Genomic DNA, 20,309 nt, shown 5'->3' with positions numbered 1-20,309 from the left:
TGTTGTTTTTGTTGTTCGAAGCCTTAAGTCGGGTGATTTAAGAGTGGCAGCTTCCCTCCTCTCGCATCAGCGCCTGCAAGGTATCGAGCCGGGCACCGTCGAAGGCAATCACGGTGCCCTGCTCGAACACCCGGCGCGCCAGCCCGGTCAGCACCGCACCGGGCGGCAGTTCGATCTGTAGACGCACGCCGCGCTCGTAGGCGCTTTGTACCGTGCCGCGCCAATCGACGATGCGGCACATGTTGAAGGCCAGGTCATCACGCAAGGCTTCAGGCTTGATCAGCGGACGCGCGCGACTGCCGCTCAGGTAGCCCATCTTCGGGGTGTGCAGCGGCACTTTGGCGAAGGCTTCGGCCAACCGTTGCGCGGGTACCTCAAGCAATGGGCAGTGGGACGGCACGCTCACTGCCAGACGCTTGGCCAAGCCAGCCCCGCAACCTTTCGCCAACTCGGCCACCGTTTTCATCGCCGCGTCGCTACCGGCAATCACCACCTGGTTATCGGCGTTGATATTGGCCAGATAAACCGGCATTTGCGCGCTGTGCACCCGGGCCAGTAATCCTTCCACCGTGGCCAGGTCCAGACCGATGATCGCGGTCATGCCGTAGCCCTGTGGATAAGCCTGCTGCATCAACTCACCGCGCAGGCTGACCAGATGCAACGCATCGCTGAAACCCAGGGCGCCAGCCACCACCGCTGCAGGGTAAGCGCCGATCGACAAGCCGGCCAAGTAGTCCGGGGCCATGGCCAACTGACGTGAAGCGGCGACACCGGCGATCAGCAGGCAAAGCTGCACCGCCCTCGTCGACTGCAACGCCTCGGCAGAATCCAGCTGCGTCACATCCTCACCGAGCAGGTCGCTCGCCTCGTTCAATGTTTCCCGAGGCAAACGCGCCAGCATCCCGGGTTGTTGCGCGCCTTGGCCGGGGAACACCAGCAAGCTGCTCATGCTGCTTGCTCCTGTGGATTCCACGGATCAGTGACCAGGCTGGCCTGAGTGGCACTTTTCAACAGGACCCGCGACGAAGCACCGGCCCATTCGCGCAAGGCAACGGCGCCCGACGGTGCCTGCAACTGCAGGTCCACGCGGCACACGGCGGCATCAAGAACGGCCACCAACGCCTGCGCGTCGACACGACTCAACGGACGTGGCGTACGCAGGATCAGATCGAGGTCGCTGCCCTCGTGCAAAGCGGCAAACCCACTGGCCAACTCGAACCCGGCGCTGCCGCTGACACCCCAGACCCAACCACTGTCATCGAGGTGCGAGCGCAGTTGCGCCAAGGCCCGCAGCGCCGGGAAATCGCGTCGGCCTTGAACATGGCATAGTTCTTCCGGCCGCACCCGGCGCGTGACGGCAGCGACTTCCATCACCGCTGCAAATCGCAGTTCGCGCAACGGCCCGCGCACGCCCACCGCCACCTGCCCCGCCACACTCAAGGCACGACGGACCACCACCGGCTGGCCGGCACTGATCGACTCGATCACCCAGGCAGGCGCATCCACAGGTAACTGCTGCGGGGTCATGCCCCACAGCAGGTCGTGAGCCAACAGCGTGCTCACCACTGCGCTCTCAGCAATTGGCGAACCTTGCTCGACGCCGCCCGATTGGCCGCACCCAAGCGACCGCTCAGATCAGGGCCCGCGGCGGCCACATCGCCAATCGCCTGATGCAGGCACTCGGTCACCCGCGTCAGATCCGCCGCAGTCGGCTGCTCGATCTTTTCCACCGACAAGGTTTCCCACAGCAGCCCGAGGCTGGCATAGCTGTCGATGTCATAGGCCATCGGCGGCACGCTGGAAGCCAGGGCTTCGAGTTCTTCGACGCTGCGCAAGGTCACCCGCGCCGCCGACGCCTTGCCCATGGCGTGCACCATCACCCCCGGATCGCGCAGGGCGATCAAGCGGTTGGCCTGATAACCGTGGGCCAGAAATGCCCCGGACATCGCCTTGCCCACCAGTAAGCCGATCACCGCATGACCGGCCAGACGGGCACGGGCATAACTGTCCGCCGCAGCGGCCAGCGCCTGATGAATGCCGAGGGCTTCTTCGCGTCGGCCGTAGGCCTGGCTCGGCACGTCGACGATGGCGATCACTGCGCGCTTCTGCGTTTTGTCAGCATCGGCGGCAATCACCTCATCCACCGCCTTCGCCAGGCCCCAGCCTTCGAGCAGCCCCACTTCGCCATTGCGTGCACGGACGAAGCGGTTTTCCGGGTCGGCCACCACCGCGATGAAACGCACAGGCTGATCGCCCAGCGAACCGTCGGCGACCTTCAGCGAAGCCGGCAAACCCTCGACCGCTTTCGCCCCGGCACTCAAGGCGTTGAACCAGTTCAAACCTCGCAGGGAATACGAACTCATGGGCGTTCTCCTTGGTACAGATCGCGAACCACAGACGGCTCGATTTGCGGTTCGGCGTCCAGACGCGCCAGATGTTGCAGGAACAGCTCGGCCTGTTGGCTACGTGGTTGCGCCGGCAAACCTTGCTGGAGCAACTCGCCGACTTGCTGGCGAATCTGCGCCACGTCGTCGGCAACATAGCGATCCACCAGGCCACTGGCGAAGCGCTGCTCGCCACCGGTCAGGCTCCAGATGAAGGGCCGGTCGCGGGAGTCGTATTCCTCGAGTCCGGCTTCCTGTTCGATCACCTGCGGGCCGTTCAAGCCGAGTCGCGCCTCCTGGGTCACCAACAGATAGCTGCACAACCCGGCGGCAATCGACATGCCGCCAAAGCAACCGACGCTGCCCGCCACCACACCGACCACGGGTTGGTACTGCTGCAACTCGACAATCGCCGCGTGGATGTCGGCAATGGCCGCCAGGCCTAGGTTGGCTTCCTGCAAGCGCACGCCGCCGGTTTCCAGCAGCAGCACGGCGCGGGTCGGGATGCCGTTGCGATTGTCCTCAGCGGCCAGTTCCAGTGCACCGGCAATTTTTGCTCCGCCGACTTCACCGAGGCTGCCGCCCTGGAACGCACCTTCGATGGCCGCGATCACCACCGGCAAACCATCGAGATTGCCCTTGGCGATCACCACGCCGTCATCGGCTTGTGGCACCACGCCCTGGCGCGACAGCCACGGCGACATGATCCGTTGAAAGGGGTCGAGCAGTTCGCGGAAGGTGCCGGCGTCGAGCAACGCCTTGGCGCGTTGCCGAGCACCGAGCTCGACGAAACTGTGCTTGTTCAGCAGGGATGCGCTGTCAGTCATGGCCGATCTCCTCGAAGCCTTGCTCCAGACGCAGGCGCACCACGCCGGGTGTCGCGCCGAAATCGTGGATATCGATATCCATGGCCGGCGGCGTCTGGCCGTCGAACATCCGTGCGAACAGATGCTGCCAGCGCTGTTCGCTGCCATTGACCGAGGTCTGCACGTTGATCGTCAGCTTGCCGGACTGGCCCGGTTCGATCAGCACTTCCAGATCGCCAGAGCCGACACAACCCACCAGGGTGCGACCGCGTGGCGGCTGTCCGGCGGGGAATTCAAAGGATAAGGTTTCCATCAAAACACTCCCTGGATGAGGCCGTCGCCAGACGCGATACGGTCGATGAACAGGCAGGCTGCGAGCAGGTCGGCAGCACCGCCGGGCGAGGCATTCAACGCGATGAGTTGTTGGTCCAGCTCATGCAGGCGGCGACGTCCGCCGAGGCTGGCACTGCCACCAGCATCGAGCACCGCCCGGGCGCCCAGTTGCATGGTGTTCAGGCCTTCTTCACCGGCGCGGTAAAGCACGCAGGTGTCAGCCAGATTGGTCATGATCGCCAGCAGCGCATCGAGCCGGGCGTTCTGTTCGCCATAGCCGGCGGCGCGGCTGCGCAGCAGTTGTGGCAGAGCACGTTGGGTCACTGCCGGAAAACCCAATTGCGCTTCTTCACGGGCACCGCGAGCGCCGTAGCGTTGGGCGACTTGCGCACCGTGACTGAGCGGACGTGGTGCAAAACGGTCGTCGAGCAGGGCCAACCGCGCAGCACGTAACGCCACGCTATTGGCGCTGCAGGATTGAGGCTCCAGCGCCGCGGCAGTGACCAACAAGCCCAAGGCCCAGATCGCCCCGCGATGGGTGTTCACCCCACCGGTGGTGTCGAGCATGGCTTGCTCACCTTCGCGACCGATGCGGCCCACGGCTTCGCGCAGGGGCAAGCCGATCTCGCCGAACTCGATGGCGGCTTCAGCCATTTCCTTAAAGGCCGACCACAAGGACAGCGCCGACGCGTGCATCAGCCCCAAGTGCAAATCGGTGTGGGCGCCATTGCCGCGACGGTCGACCAGTGCCGGTTTTGGCGACAGATCAGCCTCGTCGATCAGCGCGTCCACCGCCAGATCCGCCAGCCGTTCGGCCAGGCTCAGGCTTTTGGGTTGCAGGTTAAGTGCGTGCATTACCAGCTCCTGAACTTGGCGGGCGGGTTGTAGAGGCCACCGGACCACTCCACCAGATCAGCCACGCTTTTCGCTGCGAGCAACTCGCGAGTGGCGTCGGTGCGGCGGATGCCGAGGTCTTCGGGCAAGGCGATCAGGCCTTCGCGGCGCATGCGCGCGGTGTCTTTGGGGTTGTGGCGCAGGCCGATGGCGGTCACCCCGGCGACGGCGGCGATCATCGCCTGGCGTTCTTCCAGCGAGCGCGCCTTGTACAGGTAGGCGATGCCTTCTTCGGTCAACAGGTGGGTCACGTCGTCGCCGTAGACCATGATCGGCGCCAATGGCATGCCGCTTTTCTTCGCCACATCGACCGCATCGAGGGTTTCAACGAAAGTCGGTTTGCCGCCCTCCTGGAAGGTTTCGACCATCTGCACCACGAGCTTTTTGCCACGCTCGAGCATCGGCTCGGCCACATCGGTATTACGCATATCGAGCCAGGCCGGCGTGCCGTGACGGCGACCGCGCGGGTCGTGGCCCATGTTCGGTGCCCCGCCGAAACCGGCCAGGCGTCCGCGAGTCACGGTGGAGGAATGCCCGTCGCCATCGACTTGCAAAGTCGCGCCGATGAACAGGTCCACGGCGTATTGCCCGGCCAGTTGGCTGAACATCCGATTGGAACGCAGGGAGCCGTCGCGCCCGGTAAAGAACACATCCGGCCGCGCCGCAATGTAGTTCTCCATCCCCAGCTCGGTGCCGAAGCAATGCACGCTTTCGACCCAGCCACTTTCGATCGCGGGAATCAGGGTCGGGTGCGGGTTGAGGGTCCAGTTTCGGCAGATCTTGCCTTTGAGGCCGAGGGACTCGCCGTAGGTCGGCAGGATCAGTTCGATGGCGGCCGTGTTGAAACCGATACCGTGGTTGAGCGACTGCACGTTGTGTTTTTCGTAGATCCCGCGAATCGCCATCATCGCCATCAGCACGTGCACGGGCTTGATGTGCCGAGGGTCGCGGGTGAACAGCGGTTCGATATAGAACGGCTTGTCGGCCACCACCACGAAGTCGACCCAGGAGGCTGGTATGTCGACGCGCGGCAGGTCGCTGACGTCGTCCACCAACTGGTTGACCTGGACGATGACGATGCCGTCGCTGAAGGCCGCCGGCTCGATCAGTGCCGGGGTGTCTTCGGTGCTCGGCCCGGTGTAGATGTTGCCGGCGCGGTCGGCCATGAACCCGGCCGAAAGCACGACGTTGGGAATCAGGTCCACCACCAGTCGTGCGTAGAGTTCGATGTAGGTGTGGATCGCGCCGATTTCCAGCAGGCCGTCTTCAAGCAACTGGCTGATGCGCAGGCTCTGGGTGCCGGCAAAAGAGAAGTCGAGCTTGCGGGCGATGCCGCGTTCGAACAGGTCCAGGTGCTCGGAGCGCCCGACGCTGGGCATGATCATGTGCAGGTCGTGCAGCTTCGCGGGGTCGGCCTTGGCCAGGGAGCGCGAGAGGAAATCCGCCTGCTTCTGGTTGTTGCCTTCGAGCACCACACGGTCGCCGGGCAGGATCAGCGCTTCAAGCGCCGCGACGATGTTGTCGGTGGGCAACACCACACCGTCGGCGAGACCTCGCACCAGCTCGAGGCGCCGCTGCTTTTCGCTGCGCCGCCGCGTCCATCGCGAGTCGGGGGATATTGTTGTTGTCATGACCACTCCACGGGTTCGCTGTCGTGGAGCTACCTTAGGAGTGTTGGGCGTAGCGTATCAATCAAGCAGAGTGGTGGATCGTTACGCTCAGGTTAATGATCGAGATCTGCGTCGTTCATGCGGGCCTCTTCGCGGGCAAGCCCGCTCCCACAGGGTTAGTGGTTGCCGTTGAATTTGGGCAACACACGGACACTGTGGGAGCGGGCTTGCCCGCGAAGGGGCCGGAAAGACCACAACTGAATCGGGATCAGTTGATTAACCCGGCATCCACCAACAACGCCTCCAGCGCCAACAAATCCGGCACCTTGGCCACCTGCTCGCCCACCTGCACCGCCGCCTGCTCCAGCGAACACAACGGCACATCCACATAACTCAACTGGCTATCGAGCTTGCAGGAGCGAGGAATCCCCTGCACCAACAGCGCGATGAACTTCAGTTCGGGCCGCCCGCCAAGGGCGTTGAGAATGACGATCCGCGCGCGTTCGCCGATGACGACTTTCTGCGCGCATGCCGACTCGAAACTCAGCAGCGGAATCTGCCGGTCGCGCCAGGTCACCAGGCCCAGATACCACGGCGGTGTGTCGAGGTCGAACGTCCCCGGCTGCTGGTAATCGATCAGCTCGGCAACGGCGACGTTGGGCAGGATCAGGTTGCGGTCGGCCAACGGCAGCAGCAGGCCTGTGAGGTTGCTGGTGCGGTGCTCAAGCATGGGTCTTGCTCCACAAGGCGATGCTTTCGAGCAGCACCGATTCCTGGTACGGCTTGCCAAGATAATCATTGACGCCGATGGCCATGGCGCGGTCGCGGTGTTTCTGTCCGGTGCGGGAGGTGATCATGATGATCGGCAGGTGTTGCAGGCGTTCGTCGTTGCGCACCTGGGTCGCGACTTCGAAGCCATCCATGCGCGGCATCTCGATGTCCAGCAGCATCAGGTCGGGCATATGCTCTTCCAGCAGCAGCATGGCATCGACCCCGTCCTTGGCGGTCAGCACGTTCATGCCGTGGCGTTCGAGCAAGCGGCTGGTGACCTTGCGCACGGTGACCGAGTCGTCGACCACCATCACCAGCAGCGGCCGATGCGGTTCGGCCTCGATCTCTTGCCCCGCCGGACGCTGGGGTACACGGGCCTGCATGGCGCGGATCGGCGCCAGCAAATCCAGAATCAGCACCACCCGGCCATCCCCGAGAATCGTCGCCCCGGACACCCCTTGCACCGCCGCAAACTGCGGCCCCAGGCTCTTGACCACGATTTCGCGAGTGCCGGCCATGGCGTCCACCAGCACCGCAATGTGCCGTTCGTTGCACTGCACCAGCAACACTGGCAATGGCAGGCTCTGGCCCAACAGTTTCGGGCGCGGGCTGGTTTTCAGCAGCTCACCCAGGTAGCACAGCTCGTAACGTTGTCCGGCGTATTCGTAGGTCGGCGAATCGAAGCGGAAATACCCTTCGAGTTCATTGGGCAGGACGCGCACGATGCCGTCGATGGTATTGAGCGGGATCGCGTATTGGTCCTCACCGCACTGCACCATCAACGCCCGGTTGACCGATACGGTAAACGGCAGGCGAATGCGGAAATGCACGCCCTGCCCGGGCACCGAGTCGATGCTCATGGTGCCGCCCAGTTGCCGCACCTCTTCGTGCACCACGTCCATGCCAACGCCGCGCCCGGAGATCTGGGTGATTTTTTCGGCGGTGGAAAACCCCGGTTGCAGGATGAACTGCAACACGTCGTGATCACTGATGACACTGTCCGGGGCGAGCAGGCCGCGCTTGATCGCCTTGCGCCGCACCGCGTCCAGCGGCACACCGGCGCCGTCGTCGCGGATGTCGAAAATGATGTCGCCGCCTTCGCGCAGCAGATCGAGGGTGATCTTGCCCTTGGCCGGTTTCCCCGCCGCCAGCCGCGCTTCGACGGACTCCAGGCCATGGTCGACGGAGTTGCGCAGCATGTGTTCCAGCGGCGCGGCCATGCGCTCGAGAACGTTGCGATCCATCTCGCCTTCGGCGTTGTCGACGATGAAATCCACGTCCTTGCCCAGTTCGCTGGACACCTGCCGGACGATGCGCTGCAAACGCGGGAGCATGCGTTCGAACGGCACCATGCGCGTGCGCATCAGGCCTTCCTGCAATTCGGTGTTGATGCGGCCCTGCTGTTGCAGCAGGTTTTCCGTGTCGTGATTGCGTCGCTCGAGGGTTTCCTTGAGGTCGAGCAAGTCAGAGGCCGATTCGAACAGCGCCCGGGACAGTTGCTGCAATTGTGAGTGGCGGTCCATTTCCAGCGGGTCGAATTCCTCGTAGCCCAGGCGTTCGGCGTCGACTTGCTGGCGGCTGAGGATCCGCCCCTGGGTCTCGGTGTCGAGGCGGCGCAACTGGTCGCGCATCCGCTCGATGGTAGTCTCCATCTCATTCAGGGCGATGTGCGCATCGTTGACCTGCTGCTCGATCCGGCCACGGAAGATCGAGGTTTCACCGGCCAGGTTGACCAAATCGTCGAGCAGCTCCGCCGAGACCTTGACCATGTCGGCGCCGACATCGGACGGCGGCGCCAGCGGCTCGGCCTTGGGCGTGGCCGACGGCGCAACCGGCGCGGGCGCTTCAGGCACGGCCGGGTGGCTGAAGTTCTTGATCGCATCGATCAAGCGGTCGGCCGGCGGCATCGGCTCGCCGGCGCGGGCCGCGTCGAGCATCTGCGCCAGGCGGTCATGGCTGCGCTGCAACAGCGCAAACAACGGCTCCGTCGGTTGCAGCACGCCGGTGGACAGGCCTTCGTAGAGGAACTCCAGTTCATGGGCCAGATCGCCGATCGCGGCGATTTCCACCATGCGCGCGCCACCCTTGAGCGTGTGCAGGTCGCGCAGCAGGGTTTCCACTTCCTGACGACTCGAAGGTTGGGCCTGCCAGCGCTCCAGCGCCGCCCCGGAGCTTTCGATGATATCGAAACCTTCCTCGAGGAAGATCTCCAGCAATTCCGGATCGTGCGCAGCCGAGTCGTTGTCGGTCGCCTGCCGGGCGGACTCGGCGATACCCGAATGACCTTGACGGTAGGCACGAATGGCTTCGATCAGCTCAGGGGCATCGTCCAGCGGCTGGTTGAGCTGCAACTGTTCGAGGTACAGCGCCAGTCGCTCATGGCTCTGTTTGAGCAGTACCGCCAGTGAATCGCTGAAGGCATAACGACGGTCCACCAAGCCCTGGTAAAGGCTTTCCAGTTCATGGGCCAGATCCCCGACCGGCCCGACCTCGGCCATGCGCGCGCCACCCTTGAGGGTGTGTAAATCCCGTTGCAGGGACGACAGCGGCGCGGCGTTGTCCGAGTCGCGCAACCAGCGCTGCAAGGCCTGACCGGCGCTTTCGAGGATATCCACCGCCTCTTCAAGGAAGATCGCAACGATTTCATCGTCCAGTCCTGGCGCCGTCGCACTCTGCTCAAGCTCGGCGGTGGCCGTACCCAATTCGCGGATGCTCAAGCTGCGGCTGCCATCGCTGCGGATCAGGCCCATGGCGGAAGGGTCAAGGCTCTCGTCGAGCAGTTCGCGCAAGGCCCTGATCCGTTGCGGCTGCGGGCTGACTTCCTGGCCGGCGGCCAGTTCGTCGAGCATGTTGATCAGCGCTTCGTGGGCAGCCTGTGCTTCATGGAAAAACCGCTCGCTGACTGCCAGGCTGCTTTCTTCCACGGCACCGTAGAGATCGAGCAACGCTTCGCACAATTCATCCACCGGGTGCAGGTCGGCCAGGTGGGCGCCTTCGCCGAGGGTGGTCAATTCGTCCAGCAGCGCACTGAGTTCCTGACGTTCGCCGGGATGTTGCTGCCAACGCTGCAACAGGCTTTCGGCGTCCAGCAGGATGTCCATGCCCTGGGCGAGGAAGTTGTTGATCAGTTGCGGATCGCGTTTGATCCGCAGCCCGGTGCTCGGTGTGCTCAGGAGGTTTTCCAGGTGCTCGGCCAGCAGCGCCCTGGCTCGCTCGGCCAAACCCCGGGCACCGGGAATTTCCGCCAGCGGATCTTTCTTGAGCTGGCGCAAACCGAGGCGAAACAGCCCTTCAGCTTCCAGCAGCAATTCGACTTCATCCAGATCCAGCGCGATCAGGTGCGCCTTGTATTCTCGGGCCAGTTGATCCAGCGGTGCGGCCAGCTCGGCAATCGGCAACACACCGGCCATATAAGCGCTGCCCTTAAGGGTGTGCAAGGCGCGCTGCAATTCGTCGCTGGCCTGCAACGGCACATGTTCGGCGGCCTGATCAAGGAAGCGATTGAGGCTGCCCAGATGGGTTTCGGCTTCTTTGCGGAAGATCTCCAGCAACAGCGGGTCGAGGGCCGCGACATCTTGCGTATCCTCATCGGACACCGGTTCATCGCCCTTGGCCAGGGCATGGGCGCGGGCGGCCAACTGGTCGACATCGTTGCGCTGACGCTGGGCATTGGCGGCGTATTCGGCCACCAGTTCCGGCAGCAGATGCAGCACATCGCCGATCAGTTGCTGCACCGTGGCGCCCGGTTCCACGCTGTTTTCCAGTACGCGGTTAAGCAGGTTTTCCACGGCCCAGGCCAGCTCGCCCAGCACCAGGGCGCGCACCATGCGGCCACTGCCCTTGAGGGTATGGAAGGCGCGGCGCAGCTCACCCAGGGCCGAACGGTTGTCAGGGTTGACCGACCAGCGCGGTAAGTACTCGCGCAGGACTTCCAGGACCTCGTCGGTTTCTTCGAGGAACACTTCGCGCAGTTCTTCGTCCACCGGCTCTTCGCCCGCGGGCGGCGGCAGCAGGCTGCCCGGGGTGTTCAACGCGGGCGGGTTCAGGCTCGAAACCGGGCTGGCGAGCACATCGGCCAGGGTCTGGACGATCTGTGGATCATCCAGCTCCTGCATCATCTGCATGACCTGCGCATCGCTCGGGTTGAGTACATCATCAAGCACGGGCACATGCTGCTCACTGGGGAAAAACCCGAGGCTTGCCAGGCTTTTTTCCGCGACATCGAGCAGGTTTTCACCCTGCGCCTGCGGGTCATCGCTGAGGCGCTCGAGGTAGTACTCGATGCTGGTGATCACGTCGGCCAGGCTGTCCAGTTCCTGCCAGCCCGGTTGACCCGGCTCGAGCAGCAGGTGCTCGCGAATAAAGTGATTGCAGGTCTCGACCAGGCTCGCCGCCCGGCTCAAGGGAATCATCGCCAGTGCCCCGCGCACCTGGGTCAGCAAGGCCGGCAGCGCCTGCAAATGCTGGCGGTCCCAATCGGCGTCGATGTAGTCGACGATCATGTCCTTGGCCTGCAGCAAACAGATGCGGGCCTCCTTGATCACGATCTGATGGATCTGCGTCAGGTCGGTGGTCGGCAGGTGGTTGTCGTCCTGGCTCTCCGGCTCAACGGTTCCGACCATGCCGGCCAGCGTCGCTTCGACGTACAACAAGGCCCCGGCAACGTCCATGAGGATCGCATCGTTGGGTTCGCGCTGACCCTGAGCGAGACTGAGCACCACCGCCAATTGATCGATGATCACCTTGCGCGGCTGGCCGAAACCCAGCACCGCCAAGGTGTCAGCGATTTGCCGCAGCGGCGCCAGCAGGCTGTCGAGGTCGGAGGTGTGCTGGCGGTCACTGCGCACGAACAGGTCCAGGCGCTCCTTGACCCGCACCAGCTCTTCGCACAGCGCAGCCAGTACCGAGCGCATGGCATCACGGTCGGGACCGGCCAGCCGCGCGCGTTCTTCATCGACCATCGCGCTGTCAGGCAGCGCGTCGTCCAGTGAGTAGCGTTCTTTCATGGTCAGCATCTGCCCGGTGGGATGTTCGGCCTTAGCAATGTAGAACAGCAAACTCTTGAGCAGCTCCGGCGGGGCCGGTTGATTGATGCCGGGCATGCCTTGTTCGAGCATGCGCTTGAGTTCCTTGTCGGCCTCCTTGAACAGACTGCGCAAGGCCGGGCTGTTGGCGATCGCACCGCCCCGCATGCCTTCGACCAGCGCCGATGCCACCTGCCATAACGGGCTCAGAGGTGCATTGGTGCACAGTGCTTCGAGGCGGGTGAAGACCTTGGCCAGGTAATCGAGGTTGGTGTCGTTGTCCTGTTCACGCAGGAATCCGACCAGCGCAAGCTGCAGCATCTGCCGAAGCTTGCGCAGCACACCGGGCAACTCGGCCGGCTCCAGCTGCGCCAGCGTTTTTGCATCCAACGCTGGCAACTCGGGCAATTGCGGGCTGAACAGGCTAGTTTCCGACAACAGGCTTTCGCCACGGGCGCTGCGCAGGTCGTTGATCAGGGGCAACACCACCAGTGGCAAGTCGCGACGCGCGCCTTGCACCCGCTCGAGGTAGATCGGCAGTTGCCCGAGGGCCTGCATCAACAAGTGCAACGCCTCGTCGCGATGGCTGGCACGGTTGCTCTGCAAGGCCATGGCCAGCTGTTCCATTTCTTCGGCGAGCAACGCCGCGCCGTAGAACTCGACCATCTGCAAACTGCCGTGGACTTGATGGATGCATGCCAGGCAATCATCCAGCGCTTGGGTCGCCTGCGGATCATCGAGCAGGTTTTCAATCGCGTGATGAGCCTGTTTCAGCGTTTCGGCAATCTCGCCCTTGACCCACTCGAGGGCCACATAGTCGTGCCGATCACCCATAACCACTCCAATCACAATTCAGATACCCATGGGCGGTTCAAGCTTTGTCCACAACCTGCGCCTTGGCATCGGGCAAGGTGAAACCGGACACCGAACGACGCAACTGACTGGCCATTTTCGCCAGGTTGCCGATGCTGTCGGCCGTGGCGGTGGAACCCGACGACGTCTGCGAGGTGATCTGCTGGATCACGTTCATCGTCAGGGAAATCTGACCGGCCGACGACGTCTGTTGTTGCGCCGCATTGGAAATGCTCTGGATCAACGCCGCAAGTGTCTTGGACACGCCTTCGATTTCTTCCAGGGCCACACCGGCATCCTGCGCCAGACGAGCGCCGCGCACCACTTCGGTCGTCGTCTGCTCCATGGAAATGACGGCTTCGTTGGTGTCGGTCTGGATCGCCCGCACCAGGGTTTCGATCTGCCGGGTAGCGGCGGACGAGCGCTCGGCCAGGCGCTGCACTTCATCGGCGACCACGGCGAAACCGCGACCGGCGTCACCGGCCATGGACGCCTGGATGGCCGCGTTGAGGGCAAGGATGTTGGTCTGGTCGGCAATGTCATCGATCAGGCTGACAATGTCGCCGATTTCCTGGGATGACTCGCCCAGGCGCTTGATGCGTTTAGCGGTGTCCTGAATCTGTTCGCGAATGTTGTCCATGCCGTGGATGGTGTTGTGCACCACCTCGTTGCCCTTGTTGGCGATTTCCACCGAGCGCTCGGCAACCGCCGAAGATTCCGCCGCGTTGGCCGACACCTGGTCGATGGACTCGGCCATGTCGTTGATCGCCATCGACGCTTCGGAAATCTGCTGGGCCTGATGTTCCGACGCTTGGGCCAGATGCATGGCGGTGGCCTGGGTTTCCTGCACGGCGGCGGCCACCTGGCCGGCGGTGAGGTTGATGGTCGCGACCAGATCGCGCAACTGGTCGACGGAGTAGTTGATCGAGTCGGCGATAGTGCCGGTAAAGTCTTCGGTCACCGAGGCCGTCACCGTGAGGTCGCCATCGGCCAGGTCTTCGATCTCGTCGAGCAGGCGCATGATCGCGTTCTGGTTTCGCTCGTTTTTCTCGGCGGTTTCGCGCAACTGACGATTGGTTTCGCGCACCATCACCATGCCGATCAGGATGATCGAAGCCAGCGCCAACAAGCCCAGCACATAACCGCCAATGGTGTCTGTGGTGCGCCCGCCGACCATGTTTTCGAAACCGCTGGCCAGGTGTGAGGCTTCGTCGAGCAGGGTTTGCGACAGGCTGAAAATGTTCGAGGCCGATTCGCGGACCTTGAATAGTTCCGGCGAGGTTTCGAGAATCTCGTCCACCGAGCCCGAGACGAACTCGAACAGCTCGGAAATTTCCGCGAGTCGCGCACGGGCGTCGTGGTCTTCGACCTGGCTGACCTTGAGCGCCGGGTCGCCCTGGAGCATGCCATTGAGCACCTTGCCGAACTGCGTCGCGTCACGCCCGAATGCATCGGCGGCCTGCTGAGAATTTTCGTCGCCGGCCAACACCGTGTTGACCGCGCCGAGGATTCGCTCGGCCAGCAGCGACTGGCGCTGGGCCATAGCCACCTGGGCCGCCGGGGCACCCCGCTGAAGCAGGATCTCGACGACTTTCTCGTACTCGACCTGCAATTGCGGCACGGTTTCGGCCAGGGTCGCGGCGACCTGATGCAGCGACAGGACGGTTTGCTCGCTGGAAAGAATCGCATCGGTGTTTTTCAGCAGGCGTTCCCAGTCCTGTTGCACCGCGCGCATCTCTGGACGCACGGTGGTAGGGGCTGGCGGCAGACCGGTGGCCGGGTCGCCCTTCTTCAGATAACCCCAGCGCTGGGCGAAATCGTTGCGCGCATCACTGAGCAACTTGAACGCGGCAGACTTGCCGGCGGCGGCTTCGGTGGCGTTCTTGGCAATACGCTGGGACAGCACGCGCAGTTCGCCGGCGTGGCCGATGTACTGTTTGTCATAGACAGCCTGGGTGTTGAGGTACGCGAAGTTGGCGAACAGCAGCATGATGAAGACGATCAGCGCGATAAACAGCACGATAATCTGCGACCGGCTGCGCGACCCTTCCATTGGCTTGCCTGCTTTTGCTTTTATCATCGGTCCTCGCCTGTTAACCCACACCTTCCAAGACTTGCCGAGGAACCTGTGGGAGCGAGCTTGCTCGCGATAGCGGTGTGTCAGTCGACATTAATGCTGGCTGCAAGTCCGTCATCGCGAGCAAGCTCGCTCCCACAAGGTTCTCTGTTGCTCCAACTACACCGCGACGTTCATGAACCCCTGGGACTGCGTCAACGCAAACGGGCTGAACACCTGCCAGCACTGCTCGCGCTGAAACCGGCCTTTGACGAACGCCGCCACCGGCCCCTTCAACTCGTCTGCCGGCACCGGCTCCAGGCTGTCCTGGGCAAAGTGCTGGAGGCCGAAGACTTCATCGACCAGCAACCCGGCAAACACCTCTTCATGTTCCACCACCAACACCCGCCGCTGCCGGCGCGCCGCCGAAAGCTCGTGCCCGAAGAAGCCGCACAGGTCCATGACCGGCAGCAAACGCCCGCGCAGGTTGGCGACACCCTTGACCCAGGGTTTGACCCCCGGCAGCTGAGTGGAGCGCGGCTCATGCAAGACTTCGCTGACTTCGCTCATGGGCGCGACATACCAGTGTTCGCCCAGGCGAAAACCGATGCCGCTCCAGCTGTCCCGCCGGGCCGGCTGGGACGGCAGGTCCGCCGCCAGCAGACGACAGCGCTGGTCGATTTGCAGCAGCAGCTCGAAAGCCGTCAGCGACTCGTTCATGGCCTGACGATCAACCGGCCAGCACGTTGTTCAGGGTCTTGATCAGGGTGTCTTCATCGACCGGTTTGGTCAGATAGTCCTTGGCGCCCTGGCGCGTGCCCCAGACCTTGTCGGTTTCCTGATCCTTGGTGGTGATGATGATCACCGGGATATGCCCGGTTTCCGGGTCTTTGGTCAGTTGGCGGGTGGCCTGGAAGCCGTTGAGGCCGGGCATGACGATGTCCATCAGCACTGCATCGGGCTTTTCCTGGCGGGCCAGGGCCACGCCGTCGGCGCCGTTTTCGGCTTTCAACACTTCATGACCGTGCTTTTCCAGCATGCCGGTCAGTTTGTACATTTCGGTCGGCGAATCATCGACGATCAGAATACGTGCCATGGTCTTCCCCATTCTTGTCGACGCCTGGCCCGATGGCCGAGCGTCACTGTGCGTGTCCTACTGCGGCAAAACGGCGGCGAAGCCAGGAACATGGGCCTGGATCGCATCAAGCAATTCTTCCTTGCTGAACGGCTTGGTCAAAAACTGGTCGGAGCCAACGATGCGCCCCTTGGCCTTGTCGAACAGCCCGTCCTTGGACGACAGCATAATCACCGGCGTGGACTTGAACGCGCTGTTGTTCTTGATCAGGGCGCAGGTCTGATAGCCATCCAGCCGCGGCATCATGATGTCGACAAAGATGATGCCGGGATGGTTGTCGGCAATCTTGGCCAGGGCATCAAAACCGTCGATGGCCGTGATGACCTCACAACCCACGTTCTTGAGCAGCGTTTCGGCGGTGCGACGGATCGTCTTCGAATCGTCGATCACCATGACCTTCAAGGCGCTGGGGTGCTGTTCCATAAAATGCTCTACCGTCGCCTTTGCGAAACAAATTGTCCGTTTGCCGGTTAACGCGGCTCGAAACCCTTGATGTTCAAGGGCCGGCACGACATGGCAGCCTTTTTAGCACAGTCTCCAGAACCAATCTATCGGCCGACCCGCAAGGTGGTTTTTCCTTGACCGGGAACACACTCAGCGCCACTCTGACGCCACTTTTTTCATACCGATCCGGTAGCCAATTTTCGAGGAAAACCCAATGAGCGTTCGCGTCGGGATTGTCATGGACCCTATCGCCAGCATTTCCTATAAAAAGGATAGCTCGCTGGCCATGCTGCTGGCCGCGCAGAAGCGTGGCTGGGAGCTGTTCTACATGGAACAGCGCGACCTGTATCAGGGCGAAGGCCAGGCCCGGGCCCGGATGCGTCCGCTGCAGGTGTTCGCCAACCCGGGAAAATGGTTCGAACTGGGCGCCGAAAGCGACGCGCTGCTGAGCGATCTGGACGTGATCCTGATGCGCAAGGATCCGCCGTTCGATATGGAGTTCGTCTACTCCACCTATTTGCTGGAGCAAGCCGAGCGCGCTGGCGTGCTGGTGGTCAACAAGCCGCAAAGCCTGCGTGACTGCAACGAGAAGCTGTTCGCCACGCTGTTCCCGCAGTGCACGCCGCCGACCGTAGTCAGTCGCCGCGCCGACGTGTTGCGCGAATTCGCCGCCAAACACGGCGACGTGATCCTCAAGCCGCTAGATGGCATGGGCGGCACGTCGATTTTCCGTCACCGCGCGGGCGATCCGAACCTGTCGGTGATCCTCGAAACCCTGACCGCCCTCGGCGCCCAGCAGATCATGGGCCAGGCCTACCTGCCGGCGATCAAGGACGGCGACAAGCGCATTCTGATGATCGATGGCGAGCCTGTGGATTATTGCCTGGCGCGGATTCCAGCCCAAGGCGAAACCCGTGGCAACCTCGCTGCCGGTGGTCGCGGCGAAGCCCGTCCGCTGACCGACAAGGACCGCTGGATCGCCGCGCAAGTCGGCCCGACCCTGCGTGAAAAAGGCCTGCTGTTCGTTGGCCTGGACGTGATCGGCGAACACCTGACCGAGATCAACGTCACCAGCCCGACCTGCATTCGCGAGATCGATAACGCGTTTGGCACTGACATCGGCGGCATGTTGATGGATGCCATAGAGAAGCAGCTGCAAGCTGCAAGCCACAAGCGGCAAGCTTGAAGCGTGCGGAGTACAGCTTGTCGCTTGAAGCTTAGAGCTTGAAGCTAAAAACCAACATTGCGTTATCATGCCGGGCCCGTAAAAACGCGATGTTGGTTTTTTTGCCATGACCCTCCCGTCCGATCTGCCTGCTGAGCTCGCCCACCGTGGCGTGCGCCCGGCTGATCGCCTCGGTTTTACCCTGTTTCTGGCGGTGTTGATCCACCTGGCCTTGCTGTTGGGTGTCGGGTTTGCAGTGGTCGAGCCCAAGCAGATCAGCAAAACCCTGGAAATCACCCTCGCCACCTTCAAAAGCGAAAAAAAGCCCGAGAAAGCCGATTTCCTGGCCCAGGAAAATCAGCAAGGCAGCGGCACCCTGGATAAAAAGGCGATTCCCAAGACCACCGAGGTCGCGCCGTTCCAGGACAACAAGGTGCAAAAGGTCACGCCACCGCCGGCCGCCAAGCCTGAAGCGCAGGAGGCCCCGCCGAAGGCTGCCGTGACCACCGTGGCGCCGAAGCCGAAAAAAGCCCCCGCCAAGACCGAGGAGCCCAAGACCGAGGTCAAGCCCCAGGTCCAGGCGCCGACCTTCGACAGCGAGCAACTGTCCAGCGACATCGCCAGCCTCGAAGCGGAACTGGCCGCCGAACAACAGCTGTACGCCAAGCGCCCACGCATTCACCGTTTGAGCGCGGCCTCGACCATGCGCGACAAGGGCGCCTGGTACAAGGACGAATGGCGCAAGAAAGTCGAGCGCATCGGCAACCTCAACTACCCCGACGAAGCGCGGCGCAAACAGATCTACGGCAACTTGCGCCTGATGGTGTCGATCAACCGCGACGGTTCGCTGTATGAAGTGCTGGTGCTGGAATCTTCGGGCCAACCGCTGCTGGACCAGGCGGCCCAGCGGATTGTGCGACTGGCAGCACCCTTTGCACCGTTTACCGGGGATTTGTCGGATATCGACCGGCTGGAGATCATCCGCACCTGGAAATTTGCCCGTGGTGACAGGCTCTCAAGCAATTGATTCACCGCAAACCCCCTGTAGGAGCGAGCCTGCTCGCGATTGCGATCTGTCTGACACTTAAATGCTGGATGTACCGCCATCATCGCGAGCAGGCTCGCTCCCACACTTAATCTGTGTCGCGACTGATATTCGGGGCATTTCCTGTGCATCCCCAGCTTGTCAGTTCGCCCCTCGAACGCCACACTAGCGGTCATGAAAAACGTCAGCCCCAGCTACCTCAAGCATCAATTCCTGATCGCCATGCCACACATGGCCGACCCGAACTTTGCGCACACCTTGACCTACATCGTCGAGCACACGGCCAATGGCGCCATGGGGCTGGTGGTCAACCGTCCGCAAGATCTGAACCTGGCCGATATCCTTGAGCAATTGCGCCCGGAAATCGAACCGCCAGCGCTCTGCCAGCATGTGCCGATCTTCATCGGTGGCCCGGTGCAGACCGATCGCGGTTTCGTTCTTCACCCCAAAGGTCTGAGCTTCCAGGCGACCGTTGATCTGGAAGACGAGCTGGCCCTGTCGACCTCCCAGGACGTGCTGTTCGCCATCGCTGACGGTGTCGGCCCGGCGAAAAGCCTGATTGCCCTCGGCTACGCCGGTTGGGAAGCCGGGCAACTGGAGGCCGAACTGGCGCAGAACGCCTGGCTGAACTGCCCGTTCGACGCCGACATCCTGTTCAATACCAGCAGTGAATTGCGCCTGGAAGCGGCGGCCAAACATCTGGGCGTCAACCTCAGCCTGCTGACCAGCCAGGCGGGGCACGCCTGATGGCCCTGAAGCTGATTCTGGGTTTTGACTACGGCACCAAACAGATCGGCGTTGCGGTCGGCCAGGTGATTACCGGCCAGGCTCGCGAGCTGTGCACCCTGAAGGCGCAGAACGGCATCCCCGACTGGAACCAGGTCGAAGCTCTCATCAAAGAGTGGAAACCCGATGCTGTTGTGGTCGGCCTACCGTTGAACATGGACGGTACGCCCAGCGACATGTGCGCCCGCGCGGAAAAGTTCGCCCGGCGCCTGAACGGCCGCTTCAACCTGCCCTTCTATACCCACGATGAACGCCTGACCACCTTCGAGGCCAAGGGCGAACGCCTGGCTCGTGGTGGCCAGAAAGGCAGTTACCGCGACAACCCGGTCGATGCCATCGCCGCCGCCCTGCTGCTGCAAGGCTGGCTCGACGAAAACACCGCACTGTTTGAATCCTGAAGAGCCGCTGTGCGTCTCTCTTAGCTACAACCCGAGCCACTTCCCGCACAGGCTGGCTCGGGCCCAAGAAGGAGCAACCATGAGCCTGCCCAATCCCGCCGAACTGATCAGCCAGATGGCGACCCGACTTGACGCCTATCTGGTCAAACGAGGCATCAGCGACCCGCGCTTCATCGGCATCCGTACCGGCGGCGTCTGGGTGGCCCAGGCCCTGCTCAAGGAGCTGGGCAGCAATGAGCCCCTCGGCACCCTGGACGTGTCCTTCTACCGCGACGACTTCAGCCAGAACGGCCTGCACCCGCAGGTTCGCCCTTCGGCGCTGCCGTTCGAGATCGAAGGCCAGCACCTGGTGCTGATCGACGACGTACTGATGAGCGGCCGGACCATCCGCGCCGCCATGAACGAACTGTTCGACTACGGCCGCCCGGCCAGCGTGACGCTGGTGTGCCTGCTGGACCTGGACGCCGGCGAACTGCCGATCCGCCCGAACGTGGTTGGCGCGACCCTGTCGCTGGCCGCCCACGAACGGGTGAAGCTGTCCGGCCCGGAGCTTGCGCTCGAACTGCAAGACCTCGCCCTTTAATTCGCCCTATTGAGAGTCCCCCT

18 protein-coding genes are annotated in these 20,309 nt (G+C 62.8%); 5 read left to right on the top strand and 13 right to left on the bottom strand.

The window, feature by feature from the left end; all coding sequences use genetic code 11:
• Window positions 1-37: 37 nt before the first annotated feature.
• The 13 genes from mdcH to pilG all read right to left on the bottom strand — a co-directional run bounded on the left by mdcH (window position 38) and on the right by pilG (window position 16,288).
• Window positions 38-949 (bottom strand): malonate decarboxylase subunit epsilon, encoded by a 912-nt coding sequence (gene mdcH / locus KGB07_RS09770; protein ID WP_046039282.1) that lies wholly within the window; start codon window positions 947-949, stop codon window positions 38-40.
• Window positions 946-1,566, bottom strand: coding sequence for a malonate decarboxylase holo-ACP synthase (locus KGB07_RS09765; protein WP_223465274.1), 621 nt, complete (start codon window positions 1,564-1,566; stop codon window positions 946-948). Before KGB07_RS09765 ends, mdcH begins: the two co-directional genes overlap by 4 nt.
• Complete coding sequence (gene mdcE / locus KGB07_RS09760) at window positions 1,560-2,363, bottom strand: biotin-independent malonate decarboxylase subunit gamma (protein WP_046039279.1); 804 nt, start codon at window positions 2,361-2,363, stop codon at window positions 1,560-1,562. Before mdcE ends, KGB07_RS09765 begins: the two co-directional genes overlap by 7 nt.
• Complete coding sequence (locus KGB07_RS09755; RefSeq protein ID WP_046039278.1) at window positions 2,360-3,211, bottom strand: biotin-independent malonate decarboxylase subunit beta; 852 nt, start codon at window positions 3,209-3,211, stop codon at window positions 2,360-2,362. Before KGB07_RS09755 ends, mdcE begins: the two co-directional genes overlap by 4 nt.
• Window positions 3,204-3,503 carry a malonate decarboxylase subunit delta gene (locus KGB07_RS09750; RefSeq protein ID WP_046039276.1) on the bottom strand — a complete coding sequence of 100 codons (300 nt, stop codon included), beginning with the start codon at window positions 3,501-3,503 and terminating at the stop codon, window positions 3,204-3,206. The genes KGB07_RS09755 and KGB07_RS09750 overlap by 8 nt, the downstream gene beginning before the upstream one ends.
• Window positions 3,503-4,378 carry a triphosphoribosyl-dephospho-CoA synthase gene (locus tag KGB07_RS09745; RefSeq protein WP_223465272.1) on the bottom strand — a complete coding sequence of 292 codons (876 nt, stop codon included), beginning with the start codon at window positions 4,376-4,378 and terminating at the stop codon, window positions 3,503-3,505. Before KGB07_RS09745 ends, KGB07_RS09750 begins: the two co-directional genes overlap by 1 nt.
• Window positions 4,378-6,048: a malonate decarboxylase subunit alpha gene (gene mdcA, locus KGB07_RS09740; protein ID WP_116579621.1), complete on the bottom strand. Its 1,671-nt coding sequence runs from the start codon at window positions 6,046-6,048 to the stop codon at window positions 4,378-4,380. Before mdcA ends, KGB07_RS09745 begins: the two co-directional genes overlap by 1 nt.
• A 247-nt stretch (window positions 6,049-6,295) precedes the next feature.
• Window positions 6,296-6,757 carry a chemotaxis protein CheW gene (locus tag KGB07_RS09735; RefSeq protein WP_223465270.1) on the bottom strand — a complete coding sequence of 154 codons (462 nt, stop codon included), beginning with the start codon at window positions 6,755-6,757 and terminating at the stop codon, window positions 6,296-6,298.
• Complete coding sequence (locus tag KGB07_RS09730; protein ID WP_223465269.1) at window positions 6,750-12,656, bottom strand: Hpt domain-containing protein; 5,907 nt, start codon at window positions 12,654-12,656, stop codon at window positions 6,750-6,752. Before KGB07_RS09730 ends, KGB07_RS09735 begins: the two co-directional genes overlap by 8 nt.
• Before the next feature lie 37 nt (window positions 12,657-12,693).
• A complete protein-coding gene (locus KGB07_RS09725; protein WP_046039268.1) occupies window positions 12,694-14,754 on the bottom strand; it encodes a methyl-accepting chemotaxis protein in 2,061 nt (686 codons plus the stop codon).
• 156 nt (window positions 14,755-14,910) lie between these two features.
• Window positions 14,911-15,450, bottom strand: coding sequence for a chemotaxis protein CheW (locus KGB07_RS09720; RefSeq protein WP_046039266.1), 540 nt, complete (start codon window positions 15,448-15,450; stop codon window positions 14,911-14,913).
• 10 nt (window positions 15,451-15,460) lie between these two features.
• Window positions 15,461-15,826: a twitching motility response regulator PilH gene (pilH, locus tag KGB07_RS09715; protein ID WP_007897961.1), complete on the bottom strand. Its 366-nt coding sequence runs from the start codon at window positions 15,824-15,826 to the stop codon at window positions 15,461-15,463.
• A gap of 57 nt (window positions 15,827-15,883) precedes the next feature.
• Window positions 15,884-16,288 (bottom strand): twitching motility response regulator PilG, encoded by a 405-nt coding sequence (pilG, locus tag KGB07_RS09710; RefSeq protein WP_007987791.1) that lies wholly within the window; start codon window positions 16,286-16,288, stop codon window positions 15,884-15,886.
• Between the two features lie 235 nt (window positions 16,289-16,523).
• On the opposite strand from pilG, the gene gshB reads away from it, so the two are divergent.
• The 5 genes from gshB to pyrR all read left to right on the top strand — a co-directional run bounded on the left by gshB (window position 16,524) and on the right by pyrR (window position 20,286).
• Window positions 16,524-17,495, top strand: coding sequence for a glutathione synthase (gene gshB / locus KGB07_RS09705; RefSeq protein WP_223465267.1), 972 nt, complete (start codon window positions 16,524-16,526; stop codon window positions 17,493-17,495).
• Window positions 17,496-17,601: 106 nt separating this feature from the next.
• Window positions 17,602-18,501: an energy transducer TonB gene (locus tag KGB07_RS09700; protein ID WP_046039262.1), complete on the top strand. Its 900-nt coding sequence runs from the start codon at window positions 17,602-17,604 to the stop codon at window positions 18,499-18,501.
• Between the two features lie 192 nt (window positions 18,502-18,693).
• Window positions 18,694-19,266 carry a YqgE/AlgH family protein gene (locus KGB07_RS09695; protein ID WP_046039260.1) on the top strand — a complete coding sequence of 191 codons (573 nt, stop codon included), beginning with the start codon at window positions 18,694-18,696 and terminating at the stop codon, window positions 19,264-19,266.
• Window positions 19,266-19,703 (top strand): Holliday junction resolvase RuvX, encoded by a 438-nt coding sequence (gene ruvX / locus KGB07_RS09690; RefSeq protein ID WP_056726497.1) that lies wholly within the window; start codon window positions 19,266-19,268, stop codon window positions 19,701-19,703. Before KGB07_RS09695 ends, ruvX begins: the two co-directional genes overlap by 1 nt.
• 79 nt (window positions 19,704-19,782) lie before the next feature.
• Window positions 19,783-20,286: a bifunctional pyr operon transcriptional regulator/uracil phosphoribosyltransferase PyrR gene (gene pyrR / locus KGB07_RS09685; RefSeq protein ID WP_046039256.1), complete on the top strand. Its 504-nt coding sequence runs from the start codon at window positions 19,783-19,785 to the stop codon at window positions 20,284-20,286.
• Window positions 20,287-20,309: the final 23 nt, after the last annotated feature.

The sequence above is a fragment of the Pseudomonas sp. GL-RE-26 genome (assembly GCF_019956275.1).
GTDB lineage: Bacteria > Pseudomonadota > Gammaproteobacteria > Pseudomonadales > Pseudomonadaceae > Aquipseudomonas > Aquipseudomonas grandcourensis.
The sequence above is the reverse complement of the archived record's forward strand: the minus strand, read 5'-3'. Positions and strand labels throughout refer to the sequence as shown.